At 67.7% G+C, this 14,372-nt stretch carries 14 protein-coding genes; 5 read left to right on the top strand and 9 right to left on the bottom strand.

Annotated features, from left to right (window positions below; translation table 11 throughout):
- The first annotated feature begins 13 nt into the window (after positions 1 to 13).
- Positions 14 to 1,924 carry a DUF2075 domain-containing protein gene (locus tag ACIBHY_RS47255; RefSeq protein ID WP_397310192.1) on the top strand — a complete coding sequence of 637 codons (1,911 nt, stop codon included), beginning with the start codon at positions 14 to 16 and terminating at the stop codon, positions 1,922 to 1,924.
- Here ACIBHY_RS47255 and ACIBHY_RS47250 read toward each other — a convergent pair.
- Genes ACIBHY_RS47250 through ACIBHY_RS47235 form a run of 4 tightly spaced genes read right to left on the bottom strand, consistent with a single transcriptional unit; the run spans position 1,893 to position 5,870 of the window.
- Positions 1,893 to 2,747 carry an endo alpha-1,4 polygalactosaminidase gene (locus ACIBHY_RS47250; RefSeq protein WP_397310190.1) on the bottom strand — a complete coding sequence of 285 codons (855 nt, stop codon included), beginning with the start codon at positions 2,745 to 2,747 and terminating at the stop codon, positions 1,893 to 1,895. The genes ACIBHY_RS47255 and ACIBHY_RS47250 overlap by 32 nt on opposite strands.
- Position 2,748: 1 nt before the next feature.
- The gene (locus tag ACIBHY_RS47245; protein WP_397310189.1) at positions 2,749 to 4,065 is read right to left on the bottom strand and encodes an ABC transporter substrate-binding protein; all 1,317 of its coding nucleotides are present in this window, start codon (positions 4,063 to 4,065) and stop codon (positions 2,749 to 2,751) included.
- 3 nt (positions 4,066 to 4,068) lie between these two features.
- On the bottom strand, positions 4,069 to 4,935 hold the full coding sequence (locus tag ACIBHY_RS47240) for a carbohydrate ABC transporter permease (RefSeq protein ID WP_397310188.1): 867 nt from the start codon (positions 4,933 to 4,935) through the stop codon (positions 4,069 to 4,071).
- Positions 4,932 to 5,870, bottom strand: a complete 939-nt coding sequence (locus ACIBHY_RS47235; RefSeq protein ID WP_397310187.1) for a carbohydrate ABC transporter permease — start codon at positions 5,868 to 5,870, stop codon at positions 4,932 to 4,934. Before ACIBHY_RS47235 ends, ACIBHY_RS47240 begins: the two co-directional genes overlap by 4 nt.
- Positions 5,871 to 6,030: 160 nt before the next feature.
- On the opposite strand from ACIBHY_RS47235, the gene ACIBHY_RS47230 reads away from it, so the two are divergent.
- A complete protein-coding gene (locus ACIBHY_RS47230; RefSeq protein WP_397310186.1) occupies positions 6,031 to 6,921 on the top strand; it encodes a carbohydrate kinase family protein in 891 nt (296 codons plus the stop codon).
- On the top strand, positions 6,918 to 8,186 hold the full coding sequence (locus tag ACIBHY_RS47225) for an alpha-glucosidase/alpha-galactosidase (protein WP_397310185.1): 1,269 nt from the start codon (positions 6,918 to 6,920) through the stop codon (positions 8,184 to 8,186). Before ACIBHY_RS47230 ends, ACIBHY_RS47225 begins: the two co-directional genes overlap by 4 nt.
- Here the strand turns inward: ACIBHY_RS47225 and ACIBHY_RS47220 are convergent.
- The 3 genes from ACIBHY_RS47220 to ACIBHY_RS47210 are packed head-to-tail and all read right to left on the bottom strand — an operon-like array spanning position 8,166 to position 11,297.
- Positions 8,166 to 8,957, bottom strand: a complete 792-nt coding sequence (locus ACIBHY_RS47220; protein ID WP_397251855.1) for a DeoR/GlpR family DNA-binding transcription regulator — start codon at positions 8,955 to 8,957, stop codon at positions 8,166 to 8,168. The genes ACIBHY_RS47225 and ACIBHY_RS47220 overlap by 21 nt on opposite strands.
- On the bottom strand, positions 8,954 to 10,243 hold the full coding sequence (locus ACIBHY_RS47215) for an alpha-glucosidase/alpha-galactosidase (RefSeq protein WP_397251856.1): 1,290 nt from the start codon (positions 10,241 to 10,243) through the stop codon (positions 8,954 to 8,956). Before ACIBHY_RS47215 ends, ACIBHY_RS47220 begins: the two co-directional genes overlap by 4 nt.
- Positions 10,244 to 10,301: 58 nt before the next feature.
- Entirely contained in the window at positions 10,302 to 11,297 is a 996-nt protein-coding gene (locus ACIBHY_RS47210) for an HNH endonuclease (RefSeq protein ID WP_397310184.1), read from the bottom strand.
- A gap of 93 nt (positions 11,298 to 11,390) precedes the next feature.
- Between ACIBHY_RS47210 and ACIBHY_RS47205 the strand changes: the two genes are divergently transcribed.
- Both ACIBHY_RS47205 and ACIBHY_RS47200 read left to right on the top strand, forming a co-directional pair.
- A complete protein-coding gene (locus ACIBHY_RS47205) occupies positions 11,391 to 11,690 on the top strand; it encodes a nucleoside triphosphate pyrophosphohydrolase (protein WP_397251858.1) in 300 nt (99 codons plus the stop codon).
- Between the two features lie 48 nt (positions 11,691 to 11,738).
- Positions 11,739 to 12,236, top strand: a complete 498-nt coding sequence (locus ACIBHY_RS47200) for a hypothetical protein (protein ID WP_397310183.1) — start codon at positions 11,739 to 11,741, stop codon at positions 12,234 to 12,236.
- Positions 12,237 to 12,244: 8 nt separating this feature from the next.
- On the opposite strand, the gene ACIBHY_RS47195 is transcribed toward ACIBHY_RS47200, so the two are convergent.
- Together ACIBHY_RS47195 and ACIBHY_RS47190 are read right to left on the bottom strand one after the other, a co-directional pair.
- Positions 12,245 to 12,538, bottom strand: a complete 294-nt coding sequence (locus tag ACIBHY_RS47195) for a hypothetical protein (RefSeq protein WP_397251860.1) — start codon at positions 12,536 to 12,538, stop codon at positions 12,245 to 12,247.
- A gap of 2 nt (positions 12,539 to 12,540) precedes the next feature.
- Positions 12,541 to 14,274: a hypothetical protein gene (locus ACIBHY_RS47190; protein ID WP_397310182.1), complete on the bottom strand. Its 1,734-nt coding sequence runs from the start codon at positions 14,272 to 14,274 to the stop codon at positions 12,541 to 12,543.
- Between the last annotated feature and the right edge of the window lie 98 nt (positions 14,275 to 14,372).

Genomic DNA, 14,372 nt, shown 5'->3' with positions numbered 1-14,372 from the left:
AGGAGCGGCTTTCATGGCGTCACGCTGCCTGTACCACGCGACCGCCGACGAGCTCGCCGCCCTCATCGCCGCGGGCGGGCTCTTAGCCGAGCTCAGGCGCGGCTACGACGAACTGATCGGCGGCAAGCTGAATCCCCAGGAGGTCGGCTCCTGGCGGAACAGCATCCCCGCCGTCGTCGGTCTCCTGCTCGAAGCCGGCCTGGGCGAGGTACAGGTGCTGATCGAGCTGAAGACGCCGATCAGCGACGTGCGGATGGACATGGTCCTGATCGGCTCCGTTCCGGGCACCGGACAGATGTCGCTGGTCGTGGTGGAGAACAAGCAGTGGCAGTGGGCCGCGCCCGGTCCTGCGCCCGAACTGGTCGTCCTTTCCCGCTCACCGAACGCCAGGCCGCACTCCCACCCCATCCGGCAGGTCTGGGACTACCGCCAGGTCCTGGTGGACTACATCCCTCTGGTGCGGCAATCGGCCAAGGTGTACTGCATCGTCAACATGCACAATGCGACCAGCGAGAACCTGGCCGCCATCAAGCCGACCGCCGTCGGGCTTGAGTACGACACCTCCTCGGTCCGGATGTTCTGCTCCGACCATCGGGACCACTTCAAGAACGCGCTGCGGGCCGTACTCTCGCCGGATATGGCCGCTGACCACGCTCAGGAGTTTCTCGAGGCGCCGGTGCTGCCGACGGAAAGCCTGATGGCGCTGGTGAGTGAGAGTGTGTGCGAGCGGTCGGTCTTTCCGCTGCTCGACGAGCAGCGGGACGCCTATGAGTACGTGCGGGCGGCGGTGAACGCGAGCAAGCGGGGCGCGCCCAAGGAGGCCATCCTGATCGTGGGCGGTCCGGGCACCGGGAAGAGCGTGATCGCCGTGGAACTGCTGGGCGTCCTGAACCGGCACGGCATCCGTGCGGTGCACGCCGCCGGCAGCAAATCCTTCACGCTGACCTTGCGCGACAACGTGGAGAGGGTCAATCGGCGGGCCGCGCGTAGTTTCTCCTACTTCAACAGCTACACCCATGCGACGCCACACGACATCGACGTTCTGATCTGCGACGAAGCCCACCGCCTCCGGGAGACGTCCGACCGCCGCCGCCACTTCGACGACCCGCGGCAGGGAAAGCCTCAGGTGCAGGAGCTGATCGAGGCGGCGGCCGTTCCGGTGTTCCTGCTCGATGAGCACCAGCTGGTCCGCCGCGGCGAGGTGGGCTCCGTGCGGCTGATCCACGACGTCGCGACCGACATGGGGGTGAAGGTTCAGCAGATCGACCTGCGCCACCGGTTCCGGTGCGGCGGCTGCCCGGAATATGTCACCTGGGTGGAGCAGCTTCTGGGGCTGGGGTGGGAGCACGGGCCACAACGGTGGCGGCCTCTGGAGACCTTCGAGCTGTATGTCGCCCGTACTCCCGCGGACATGGAGGATTTTCTACGCGCCAAGCAGGGTGAGGGCCGAACTGCCCGGATGGCGGCCGGCTTCTGCTGGCCGTGGAGCGACCCTCAGGGTGACGGGACCCTGGTGGAGGATGTTCAGATCGGGGACTGGCGCCGTCCCTGGAACTCGCGGGCCGAGCGGGAGAAGAACGGTGTCCCTCCCTCCAGCCTCTGGGCCACCCACCCGGCGGGGTTCGGGCAGATCGGCTGCATCTACACCGCTCAAGGCTTCGAGTACGACTACGCGGGTGTCATCTTCGGAGAAGATCTGGTCTGGAGGGGCGACGGATGGCAGGCGCGCCGGCAGGCGAACAAGGATTCCCAGGTGAATGGCGCGCCCCGGTTCGGTGAGCTGGTCCGCAACACCTATCGGGTGCTGGCCACCAGGGGAATGTCCGGAGCGGTGCTCTTCTCGAACGACCCGGAGACCAACCACATGTTCGAGCGGCTCGGTATCCCCCTGGTCAGCGGCAGGGGGTCCAGGGGGTGGCGGTGAGGGCGAGGGTTTTGAGGATGGTGCTGCGGGCGGCCTTGTTCGCGGGTGGGCAGGATTCGCGGGCCGTTGCGCCTTCGTCGGTGTATTCGATCTGGAAGACGGGCTTTCCGGCGTCCAGGAACGGGGCCAGGGCTTCGCATTCGTCCCAGGCCTGGCAGCTTTCGTTCACCGCGTAGTCGAAGCGGCCGACCAGCGCATCCACCTGGTCGAGGTCGTTTTTCAGGCCCACGGACATTCCGTGGGAGTGGGCGAGGTCGGCCAAGGCCTTGTTGTACGCGAGTTGGTGGGCGCCGGTCAGGGGGAAGCCGGTGTTCTCGTTCTGGAACGCGTCCACGTTGTCGAATTCGACGGAGTCGAAGCCCGCCTGGGCGCATTTGGCGACCCTGGCCTTCATGATGGGCAGCAGGATGTCGCGCTTGCGGATGTCGAGCCATTTCTCGCCCGGCCAGTTGTCGAGGTCGTTGCCCTTCACGGAGGCCGGGAAGCTGTTCTTGTCGGGGCGCCAGTCCTCCCAGCTTCCGGCCGACACATAACAGATGGCGTGGCCGCCGGCGGCGTGGATGGCGTTGACGGCCGTCTTGTTCGGGGTGACCTTGTCGGGGCCGTAGAGGTCGATGTTGTAGACGTCGGGCTTCACGCAGGCGCCTCCGGTGTACGGCACGGCGCAGAGGTTGAGGCGGATGCCGCCTGCGGTTCCGGCCCCGGTGGCCGTGGGCTGCAGTTGGTACTGCCAGCGGTCCGAGGCGGAGGGGACCCAGTCGGCGGCCGGGGCCGGGGTCAGCAGGCCGGTCAGTAAGAGGGAGGTCAGGGCGAGGAGTTTCATGTCATCCCCTTTCGAAGAGGGCGTTGACCTGGGTGTTGGCCGTGGTGAGTGCGGAGGGGGCGTCCTTTTCGCCCAGCCATACCTGTTCCATCGCGGTGCCGACGATCTCGTTGATCTCGTCGGCGTGGTCGCTCACGGGGAGCAGGAACGTGCCGTCCTTGTCGTTCGCCTGGTCGACGAAGAGCTTCACGTCGCGGCCCGCCGCCTCGTGTGCCTGGAGCGCCTTGTCCGATGAGGAGGTGATGGCGGGGAAGACGACGGCGGCCTTGGCGACGATGTCCTGGCAGGCGGTGGAGCCGAGGAACTTGACCCACTTCCAGGCGGCGTCCTTGTGCTTGGTGCCGGCGTAGATGGCGTCGGCCAGGCCGTTGATGGCGGATTTACGGCCCAGCGGGCCCTTGGGCAGGGGCGCGAAGGCGAACTTCCGCTCCTTCGCCCCCAGGTAGGTGGTGATCATCCAGGAGCCGGTGACGCCCATGGCGCCCTTGCCGGCGGCCAGGACGGCGTCGGTGCCCAGGGTGCTGGTCTTGTCGTAGGGGGCGATGTAGCCCTTTTCGATCAGGCGTCTGTACCAGGCCGCGGTTTCGGCCAGTTGGGGATTGTCGTAGAAGTACGTGGTGCCGAACGGGTTCTTGTCGATGAAGGAGAAGCCGTTGGAGACCGCCAGGTTGGCCCAGGTGTTCTGGCCGAGGGAGCCGTCGTTGAGCTCGGGCACCATGCCGTACGTGGCGACCTTGGTCTTGTCGAAGCCCGGCTCGTCGCCCCGTTTGCCGTTCTTGTCGATGGTGAGGCGGGCTATGGCCTTCTCGTAGGTGCCGCCGTCGGCGGGGTTCCAGGTGAGGTTCGAGAGGTCTACTCCGGCCTTCTTGACCAGGTCGGTGTTGTAGATGACGGCCATGGTGTCCCAGTCCTTGGGCAGGCCGTATCTTCCGCCGTCCTTGACCCAGGATTCGGCGAGGCCGGGGCGGTACTGCGCCAGGTCGACCTTGTCGGCTTCGACCATGGGCTGGATGTCGAGGAGCTGGCCGTTCTTGACGAACTGGGGGTAGTAGGACGCCTGCAGGGTGATGACGTCGGGGGCTCCGCCGGCGACCATCTGGGTGGTGAGGTTCTGCCAGTACTGGTCCCAGGCGTTCTGGGTGATCTTGATGGTGATGTCGGGGTTGGCCTGGGTGAAGGCGTCGGCGCACTGCCGGTAGGCGGGTTGCTGGACGTCGTCCCAGAGGCCGTAGGTGAGCGTCACCGTGCCCGGGGTCTGCTGGGCGCCGCCGCAACCGGCCGCCGCCAGCAGTGCGAGCACCAAGATGCCTCGCTTCATGATTTATCCCTTCATTCCAGAGAACTGGATCGAATCCACCAGGCGGCGGCCGAAGACGGCCACGAGCAGCAGCACGGGGATCACCGACAGCACCGAGCCGGCCATCAGGCCGGTCCAGTCGGGGTGGGTGTTGGGCGACTGCTTGAGGAAGAGGCCGAGCGCCGTGGTCAGCACGCGGGTGTCCTCGCCGGGCGCGACGAGCAGGGGCCACAGGTAGTCGTTCCAGGTCCAGACCGCGGTGGTGAGCGCGAGCGTGAACAGCGGGCCCTTGGTCATGGGCAGGACGATCCGCCAGAAGATGGTCCATTTGGTCGCGCCGTCGATCAGCGCGGCCTGCTCGACCTCGCGGGGGAAGCCGAGGAAGAACTGGCGGAGGAAGAAGACGGCGAACGGGGTCATCAGCAGGCTCGGGGCGACGAGGCCGGCCGTACTGTCGAGCAATCCCAGCTCTTTGACCAGCACGAAGTTAGGCAGCAACGTGAAGATCGGCGGGACCATCAGCGCGCCGACGAACAGACCGAACAGGACGTCGCGCCCGAAGAAGTGCAGGCGGGCGAAGGCGTAGCCGGCCATTCCGCAGAACAATGTCTGAAATATCGTGATCAGGCCCGTGTAGACGATCGAGTTGCCGAGATAGCGGAAGAAGTCCAGCTCCGCGCCCGACCCCCCGGCCGCCCGCGACTCCTCGGGGCTCACCAGCCCCAGAACCCGCTCAAAGTTAAACAAAGTAGGGTTCTGCGGGAAAAATCCGGAATTGTCCCCGGCCAGCTCCCTACCAGGCGTGATCGCCGTCCTGATCATCCAGTACAGCGGGAACAACGAGATGACGAGGGCCAGGATCAGGCAGGCCCACCCGAGTGCGCGTCTCATGACAGGTCCGAGGTCGAGGCGCGCAGAAGGCGCAGTTGGACGAAGGTCAGCACACCCAGCACGAGCACCAGCGTCAGCGCCATGGCCGAGGCGTAGCCCATCTGGAAGTTCGTGAAGGCCCGCTGGTAGATGTAGAAGTAGATCACCCGGGTGGCGTTGACCGGGCCGCCGCCCGGCTTGGTGGCGACCGCGACGGTGTCGAAGACCTGCACGGCCGTGATCAGCGAGATGACCAGCACGAACGCCAGGATCGGCCGCAGCAGCGGCAGCGTGACCTTGAAGAACAGCCGCAGCTCCCCCGCGCCGTCGATCGCGCTCGCCTCGTAGATCTGTTTGGGGATCAGCAGCATCCCGGCGTAGAGCAGCAGCGCGGTGTAGCCGGTCCCGCTCCACGAGTTGATCAGCGAGATGCTCGGCAGCGCGAGGTCGGGCGAGGTCAGGAAGCCCTGGTTCGGCAGCCCGAGGCCGACGAGCAGGTGGTTGACGAAGCCGAGGTTGGCATCGAGCAGCCACATCCACAGCAGCGCGGTGGTGACGCCCGGGACCAGCCAGGGCACCACCATCAGCGTCCTGACCACCAGGGATCGGGTCAGCCTGTGCAGCAGCGCCGCGAGCAGCAGCCCGAGGCCCACCTGGACGACCACCGTCATGACGACGTAGAACCCGGTGACCTTCATGGCGTTCCAGAACAGCGGGTCGCCGACCAGCCGCTCGTAGTTGTCGAGGCCGACGAACTCGGGCTCCGACAGCATGTTCCAGTCGGTCATCGAGAACCAGGCGCCGCGTACCGCCGGATAGAGGTAGAAAACCCCGAACCCCACCAGGACGGGAGCCAGGAAGACGAGCGCGAGCCGGCCGTCGCCCCGCTTGCGTGTCCGGGGTGCGGCGTGTTTGACGTGTTTGTCGGCCGCCAGCCGTACCAGCGTCGACGTCATCGGCGCCCGCCGTTCGGCGGCGGGCAGACTGGGCCGGGCATGGGACCTCCTGGCGGGGGGATTGCGTTGGAGCCCATCATGATGACTTTCGAAAACTTGTCAATGCCCTCTGAAACGAAAGTATTGACAAGTTACTGAAGGCGCTGCGAGGGTCCGGGGCATGGACTTCGACCTACTCGTCGTCGGTGACGCCAATCCGGACGTGATCGTCGCCGGCGCGCCCCGGGTCCCCGCCTTCGGTCAGCGCGAAGAACTCGTCGAGGCGGGACGGCTGACGCTCGGCGGCTCCGGGGCCATCACCGCGTGCGGCGCGGCCCGGCTCGGACTGCGTACCGCCTTCGCCGGCCGGGTGGGCGATGACGCGGCGGGCCGGTTCGTCCTCGATGAGCTGGAGAAACGCGGCGTGGACGTCTCGTCCTGCGTGGTGGATCCGGGCGCGGGGACGGCGCTCACGGTCGTGCTCGCCGACGGGACCGACCGGGCCATTCTGACCGCCACGGGCTGCCTGGACCGGCTGACGGTGGCCGACATTCCGGACGGTCTCCGGGCCGCCCATGTGCACGTCTCCTCCTATTTTCTGCAGCCGGAGCTGGGCTCGGGGCTGGCGGAGTACTTCCGCACGGTCGCGTCCACGACCTCGCTCGACACCAACGACGACCCGTCCGGCCGGTGGAAGGGCCTGGACGAACTGCTCGCCGTCACCGACTACTTCCTGCCGAACGACCGCGAAGCGCTCGCCGTCACCGGTGCCGCGACCGTGGAGGAAGCGGCGGCCGAGCTCGCCAGGACCACCACGCCGGTGATCAAGTGCGGCGCCGACGGCGCGCTCGCCGTGCACGACGGCGCCGTGATCCGCGTCCCCGCCACACCGGCCCGGGTCGTGGACACCGTCGGCGCCGGTGACAGCTTCAACGCGGGCTTCCTCGCCGCGCGGGCGAGGGGCCTCGCCGTACGGCGGAGCCTGGCCGTGGCCGCGAAGGCGGGAACCCTCTCGACCCGAGCCGCGGGGGGCACAGCGGCGCAGCCCACCTGGGAGGAAGCCACTTCATGAAGATTGTTTTCGTCGGCGCGGGCAGCGTCGTGTTCACGCAGGGCCTGCTGGCCGACCTGATGGCCTTTCCGGAGCTCAAAGACGCCCATATCGCCCTGCACGACATCGACGCCGAGCGCCTGGAGGTGGCCGAGGCCGTCGCCCGGCGCGTCGGGGTGACCAACCTCAGCGCCAGCCTCGACAGGAAGTACGCGCTGGAGAACGCCGACTTCGTCATCAACATGATCCAGGTCGGCGGGCACGAGGCGACCGTGACCGACTTCGAGATCCCCGCCCGCTACGGCCTGCGCCAGACCATCGCCGACACCATCGGGGTCGGCGGGGTGTTCCGCGCGCTGCGCACGTTCCCCGTGCTCGACGCCCTGGCCGCCGACATGAACGCGGTCTGCCCCGACGCCTGGCTGCTGAACTACACCAACCCGATGGCCATGAACGTCTGGTACCTGTCCGGCAAGGTGCGCAACGTCGTCGGCCTGTGCCACTCGGTCTACTGGACCATGCACGATCTGGCCGCGCTGGTCGGCGTGCCGTACGAGGAGGTCACCTACCTCGCCGCGGGCGTCAACCACCAGGCCTGGGTGCTGCGCTTCGAGCGCGACGGCGAGAACCTCTACGACCGGCTCGACGTCCGCGACCCCGAGCTGAGCCGGCGGGTACGGGTAGAGATGTTCCGCCGGCTCGGCTACTACCCGACCGAGACCAGCGAGCATTCCGCCGAATACCTGCCGTGGCTGCTCAGACACGACAGCGAGATCGAACGACTGCGCATCCCGGTCGGCGACTATGTCCGCATCAGCGCGGAGAACCTCGCGGAATACGGGCGCACCCGCGACGCCGTACTGCATGGGCGGGCCCTGACCGTCGAGGGCACCAACGAGTACGCCCCGCAGATCATCCACAGCATCGCGACGGGCACGCCGCGGATCGTCTACGGCAACGTCGTCAACGACGGCCTCATCTCCAACCTGCCCGCGGGCTGCGTGGTCGAGGTGCCGTGCGCGGTCGACGGCGGCGGCGTGCGCCCGACCAGGGTGGGCGCGCTGCCGCCGCAGTGCGCGGCGCTCAACCAGGCCTATGTCAGCGTCGCGGAACTGACCGTCCGCGCCGCGCGGGAAGGACGCCCCGATCATGTACGGCACGCCGTCATGGTCGACCCCAACGCCTCGGCGACCCTGCCGTTGGAGGACATCTCCCGCATGTGCGACGACCTGACCCGGGCGCACTGGGACCTGCTGCCCGACTCCCTACGCCAGCTGAACCTCTAGCCCGCCCGCCCGCAACGACCGCACGACCTCGGGATCGGCCTGCTCACCGGTGATGAGCAGGTCGACGCCGTTCAGCGGGCAGATCGGGGCCATCTCGATCACGCCGAGCTTCGTGGAGTCGGCGACCATGATCCGCCGGGTGCCGGCCTTGAGCATGCGCTGCTTCATCTCCGCGTCGGGCAGGTTGACGTTGGTGAACCCGCCCTCCGGATGCACCCCGCCGCAACCGAGAAAGACCTTGGCCGCCCGCACACCCTCCAGGAGCTTGCTCGCCAGCGGGTCCACCAGCGAATGCTGGGCCCGGCGCAGGCTGCCGCCGGTCACGACGATCGCGAACCGCGGGAGCGCGGGCTCCAGCTCCAGCGCGGTACGCAGCCCGTTGGTGAACACCGTCACGTCGGTCAGATCGGTACGGGCCACCATCTCCCTGGCCACGTACGTGGTCGTGGTCCCGGCGCCCATGAGCACACTGTCACCTGAGCGCACCAGATGGGCGGCGAGCTTGGCGATGTGGGCCTTCTCCACCGCGGCGGCGCCGAGTGACTGCTCGAACGACGGTTCGCCCGGGGCCGCCGGTGGGCCCGCCGCCACCGCTCCGCCGCGGACCCGTCGTACCTTGCCGTGCTCTTCGAGCGCGTCGAGGTCCGCGCGGACGGTCACGCTCGACACGCCGAACGCCTCGGCGAGCTCGGCCACCCGCGCGAACTCCTGCTCCATGAGCAGGCCGAGCATGCGCTCGCGCCGCACCTCCGTGGGCACGGGCTCGGTCATCGGCGCACCCCTTCCGGCATGAGGTCGCCGTGGGCGTCGATCAGCTCGTCGCACAACGCCTCGATGGCGTGCAGCGGCAACGTCGCGGCGGTGTTGGGGTCGACCATCGCGGCGTGGTGGACGTGCCGTCTTTCGCCGTCGAGTACGGCGCGCACGGTCAGCTCCACCACGTTCTGGAAGGTCCGGTTGAGCGCGACGAGCTGGACCGGGAGCTCGCCGATCCGCTTGGGGTGGATGCCGGCGGCGTCGACCAGGGCCGGGACCTCCACGCAGGCCTCGCGCGGCAGGTTCTCGATGAGGCCCTCGTTCGGGACGTTGACGTAGACCTCCTTGGGCTGGCCGGTCAGCATGGCCAGCATCGCCACGGAGGCCGGCTCGGCGTGCTGCCAGCGCACCAGCAGGGAGCGTCCCGCCGACAGCGCGCGCCTGGTCTCCTCGTAGCGGTGCAGGGTCTGGCCGCTGCGCCTCAGGTACTCCTCGACCTGGACGCCGAGGCGCGAGGTCTCGTCCTTGTGCCGCATGAACCAGGGGAAGTACTCGGCCGCGTGCTCGCTCGACTCCGTCGGGAAATATCCGAAACGCCGGTAGATCTCCACGCGGACATGCTGATCGTCGGCGGCCAGGGCGGCATCGAGCTCCGGATAGAGCGAGCGCCCCTCAGCCTCGAACCGCAGCACGAACGACTGGTGATTGAGCCCCGCGGTGACGAACTCCACCTCGTCGAGCCCCCTGCCCACCAGATCGGCGAGATAGAGATGGGTGTCGCAGACCGCGTGGCAGGAGCCCGCGAACCGGGTGAAACCGGTGGCGAGCTGCACCGCCAGACCGGTCATGGCCATCGGATCACTGCAGCTCAGCAGCCACGCCTCGGGGCACAGCTCGGCCATCTCGTGACCCAGCTCGACGAACGTCGGGATGCCGCGCAGGCCGCGGAAGATGCCGCCTATGCCGATGGTGTCGCCAATGGTCTGGCGCAGGCCGTACCGGTGGGGGATCTCGAAGTCCTTGAGCGTGGCCTCGAACCCGCCCACGTCAATGGCGGCCACCACGAAATCCGCCCCCGCCAGCGCCCGCCGCCGCTCGGCACTCACGCCGATCACGGCCCGCGCGTCCGCCTCGGCATCCAGCGACCTGACCAGCGCCTCCGCCGTGGCCCTCAGCCCCGGATCGACGTCATGAAGCACAACCTCCAGCTGCCCGCGAAGGGCGGGGGTGAGCAGCAGATCAGACAGCACGCGCCGAACCAGCTCAACGTCGCCCAGCCCGACGAGAACGATCCGTCGCATCGCCCACCTCCTGTGCTGAGCAATCTAGACGACCCCCACGCCTTCACGGTACGGCCCGCTACCCGAGCTGATCGCGCACCCCCTGGATGAAGTGCCACCAACCGTCCCGGAAGCCGTGCCGCTTCAGCGTGAGCTGAAGGGTGCGCTTCAGCGGATGGGGCGACAGCATGATCGCCTCGTTCCGCATGGCCAGCCGGGTGAGCTGGCCGGGCGTGGGCGGCCGGTTGCTCTTCTGGGCGTTGCAGGGCCGGTGCGCGGGGGCGAGGTTCCAGATCGCGTCCAGATCGATGGCGGGCATGAGGCGCCTGAACGAGTACGGGAACACGTGGTCGACCGCGATCTCATCGACGCCGAGGATGAGCGGATCGCCGCAAATGCCGCAGCGGCCATGCTGGAACCCGATGACGGCCTCGGTGACTCCCGCGACCGGGCGCCGCCGTTCCTTGTCGGTGATCCGCAGCGTCTCCAGATCGACCGCGACCCCCTCCTCGACCAGGCTTCTGCCCACCCCCGCGGCGAACGACATCTCGACGATGCCCCACCGCGCCGCCAGCTCCGCCAGCAAGCTCGGCCGCTGCTCGGACAGCGCGACCTCAAGCAGCGGCCCCGTCAGCCTGATCACGCGCTCGCGAGCGGGCCCCGTCACCTCATAGAACCGATGGGGAACCTCGGCGCCGCCGTCGCCACGCAGCCGGTGGAACTTCCGCATCACCATGGCGGGCATCGACTTCATCGCGGCGGCCAGCAGCTTCTCCGTGGGCCCGCCGAACCGCATGGACTCGGCCGCCTCCTCCCGGGCCACGGCAAGAAAGTCCGCCCCGGCGGCCACGACCTTGGGCGACGCCTGCGGCGCCTGGGCCAGATGCTCCACCAGACTCATCGCGTACGGCCCGGCCAGGTCCTTGAGCAGGATGTCGCCCTGCCCTTGGGCCGCGGCGCCCAGCAACGCCTCACCCAGGGCGAACTTGTAGGTACGCACGTTGGCGCCCATGAGCACCGCCAGCCGCCATGAGGTGCGGGCGGTCGGCTCCTCACGGAAGAACTCCACAGTCATCCGGACATACCAGCCTTGATCGCGATATTGATCGTTTCAGGGTAGTTCGCGATCACCGAGGAATGTCACTGCGACTCGGTAGGCTCGCGCGTCATGGGCAAGCTGGTGCGGGACAACATCCCGGAGATCATCCGGCAGAACGGCGGCGAGCCGATCGTGCGCGTGCTTGACCTGGCCGAGTATCGCCGGGCTCTGGTGGAGAAGCTGTTCGAGGAGTCCGCCGAGCTACGTGACGCCTCGGACAGTGAGGTCGCCGGGGAGATCGCGGACGTGTATGAGGTGCTGCGGGCCATCGCCACCGTCGACGGGCATGACTGGGACGCCATCGAGAAGGCGGCCGCCGCCAAGCGTGAGGAGCGGGGGGCGTTCCGGGATCGGCTCTACCTGGCGTGACGCCTTGACAGGTGTACGTGGGAGTACGGGTTGGGTAGTGTCCCGGTCGTGCGCCCAGACATTCAACGACTGGCAGCCGCAGCAGCGCTCGTTTCGCTTTTCGGGATAACGGGCTGTTCAGGGGATCCTGAGAAACCCGGCCTGGATGAGGCCGCGAAACTGCTCGTCGCCGATGGGGAAAAACTGCTGGATTCGCAGGACATGCGCTCCGTGGGGTCGGCCGCCGTGACCGAACGGGCGGATCGGGATGGCGAAGTGGGATGTTTGAAGGGCCAGGTGCAGCGGTTCTTTCGCGCGCAGGGGGATCTCAAAGGGCCGCCGTACAAGCAGTCGCCGGGGAGCGTAGCCGGACTGCTGGCGAGTTGGCTGCGACTGCGCAGCTACTCCAGCATTGTGGATGACCTGGATCTTCGTGACGAGAACCTCGGAACGGCGGTACTCCAGCATTCCACTACAGGAGTTACGTTTGCGATAACCATTCGCAATGGGCAGAAACCCCACATCATGATCGTCGGCAAGACCAGCTGTTACGAGCGCGGAGCCTGACGCACGGCTCAGCTGGAAAGCTGAGCCGCTTCGGTTCGGGTGAGCTGGGCCTGCCGGCGAAGGCGCTCAGCGGTGGACACGCAAGCTTCCCTGAGCAGGCGGATCTCACGGGCGAGTTGCGCGGCCTGGGTGGTGAAGCGCCCTGCGGCGGGACCCTTCCAGAACGTGTCGACGGTCTGGGGCTGCGCCAGCATTCCGGAGAAGACCTGGTCAAGCTCTTCGGCATATCTCATGAACGTGGCGGCGAGCAGCTCCTTGTCCGCGGCCTGCAGCAGCAGTTGCCCCTGGCTTGGAATAGTCACTTTCACCCTCCCCGCTGCTTCAATGCCGTGACCAAGGCCTCATAGAGGCGCCCTCGAAAGGCCATCCGTACCTCATTCCGCTGGGAGGCCGTCAACGGTTTCTGTCCATGCTCGTTCAGCGACTCCGTTATCCACTGAACCTGCTTGTACACGATGCTGTCGCCAACGTCCTTCGCCGTGGCAGGGGTCCTTTTGTCAAGGTAGTCCGTGATCAGACCCTTGAGGCCGTCTTTCGCCGCGTCCAAGCCGATGTCGCGGCCGGTGGCTGTTGTGGGGTTTTGGATGGGCCAGTATTTGTTGGAAAGCCATGACACAGGCAGCAACGCCACCCCCGCCACCCAATCCGCGTACTCGTCGTCAGCCCACTCCGCGTACGTGGTCCCGCTCAGCATCAGGTTCGCCACTCCCCCCGCCAGCGCCGCCCGGGACGTGTACTGGTCCTGGGTGGCCTCGTCGCCGAAGGGGCGGAAGCGGCCGATGTCGAGGCTCAGCGTGTAGTCCTGGGAGGCCTTCATCAGCAGCTTCGCCGCGTCGGCGTCCTGCATCAGGACGCCGACGAAGCGGGAGGCGTCGTCGGGGGTGAGGGTGTTCCAGGGGGATGTGGGGTAGATGGCGGTGAGTTCGGGTGAGTCGCGTTGGGACTGGGCGCGGGCCAGCTGGTCGAGGTAGGGACCCATGTTGGCGGCCAGGGTTTCGCTGATCGGGGAGTCTCTCCAGATGCCCCAGCCGGTGGAGATCCACGGGCTGTTCTCGGCGCCCATGGTGCGGATGATGTTGAACATCGCCTGGTCGCGGTGGGGGCCCTGGGCCAGGGCCTGGTTCAGGGCCGCGGCCAGCTTGGTCTGGAGGCCGTCCACGCCGCTGAGCCGGATGCGCTGGGGGTGCAGGAGCCAGCCTGCGGCGTTCTTGTTGGTGGCCAGCAATGACTGCAGGGCGGCGGGGTCGTGGGTGTAGGCGTCGATCAGGGCGTTCAGGTTCCAGTTGGGGCTGGTCGGGAGGTCGGCCGCGAGGGGGCGGCCCAGGACGCGGGTGGCCACCTGGTTCAGGAGTCTGCTTGACGGGCGGGACAGCGTGATCAACGCGGTCAGCACGCCGGGCTGGGTGGTTTCGACGAAGGCGTCCAGCCATTTCGTGTCCAGGCGGCCGGCTCGTTCGGCGTTCGCGTACGCCTGGGCCAGCGGACCCAGGCCGCTCTGCTGGAGGACGCCGGGAGGCAGGCCCTTGTCCATGGCCGGGCCCCTGTTCTTCATCCAGTGCATGAACAACGCGCGGAACCTGTCGGGACCGAGGGCGTTGAGCAGGGCGGCGGCGTAGGCGGGGTCGGTCAGGTGGGAGGTCGCGGCGGCGGCGGCCTCGGTGACCGCGCGCCAGGTCTCCACCGTGTGGTCGATTTCAAGCTCTTTCAGGGCGTCCGCTATCCGGCGGCCGTCGGCCGTGCCCTGGCGGGCCGCCTCCGTCTCACTGAAGAAGGGCAGGGATCCGCTTAGGAGGCCGGTGCCGGGGACCATTTGCCGGAGCGTGTCCACGCGCCATTTCAGGTCGCGCTGGGTCTCGTCGAGAAAGGCCCAGGATTGGTGCATGGCCGTGGTGCCGGCGGGGCCGGTCCAGGAGGGGCCCGCTTCGGCGATGGCCGCTTCCAGACCCGGCCTGGCGCGGCCCAGAACGGCCTGGCCACCGGCCATTTCCCGCATCAGTTGTTCCGCCCGGCGGGGGTCGATCCCGACGAACTCCCCCATGGCCCCTCCCCGAGGCTGCGGCTACAAGGGAGGAGTCAAGCACACCGTCAGAGCACGGTAAACGCCAACTGATACACGGCCGATACGCGGGTACTACG

The sequence above is a fragment of the Nonomuraea sp. NPDC050547 genome, from assembly GCF_044457345.1.
Lineage (GTDB): Bacteria > Actinomycetota > Actinomycetes > Streptosporangiales > Streptosporangiaceae > Nonomuraea.
The sequence above is the reverse complement of the archived record's forward strand: the minus strand, read 5'-3'. Positions and strand labels throughout refer to the sequence as shown.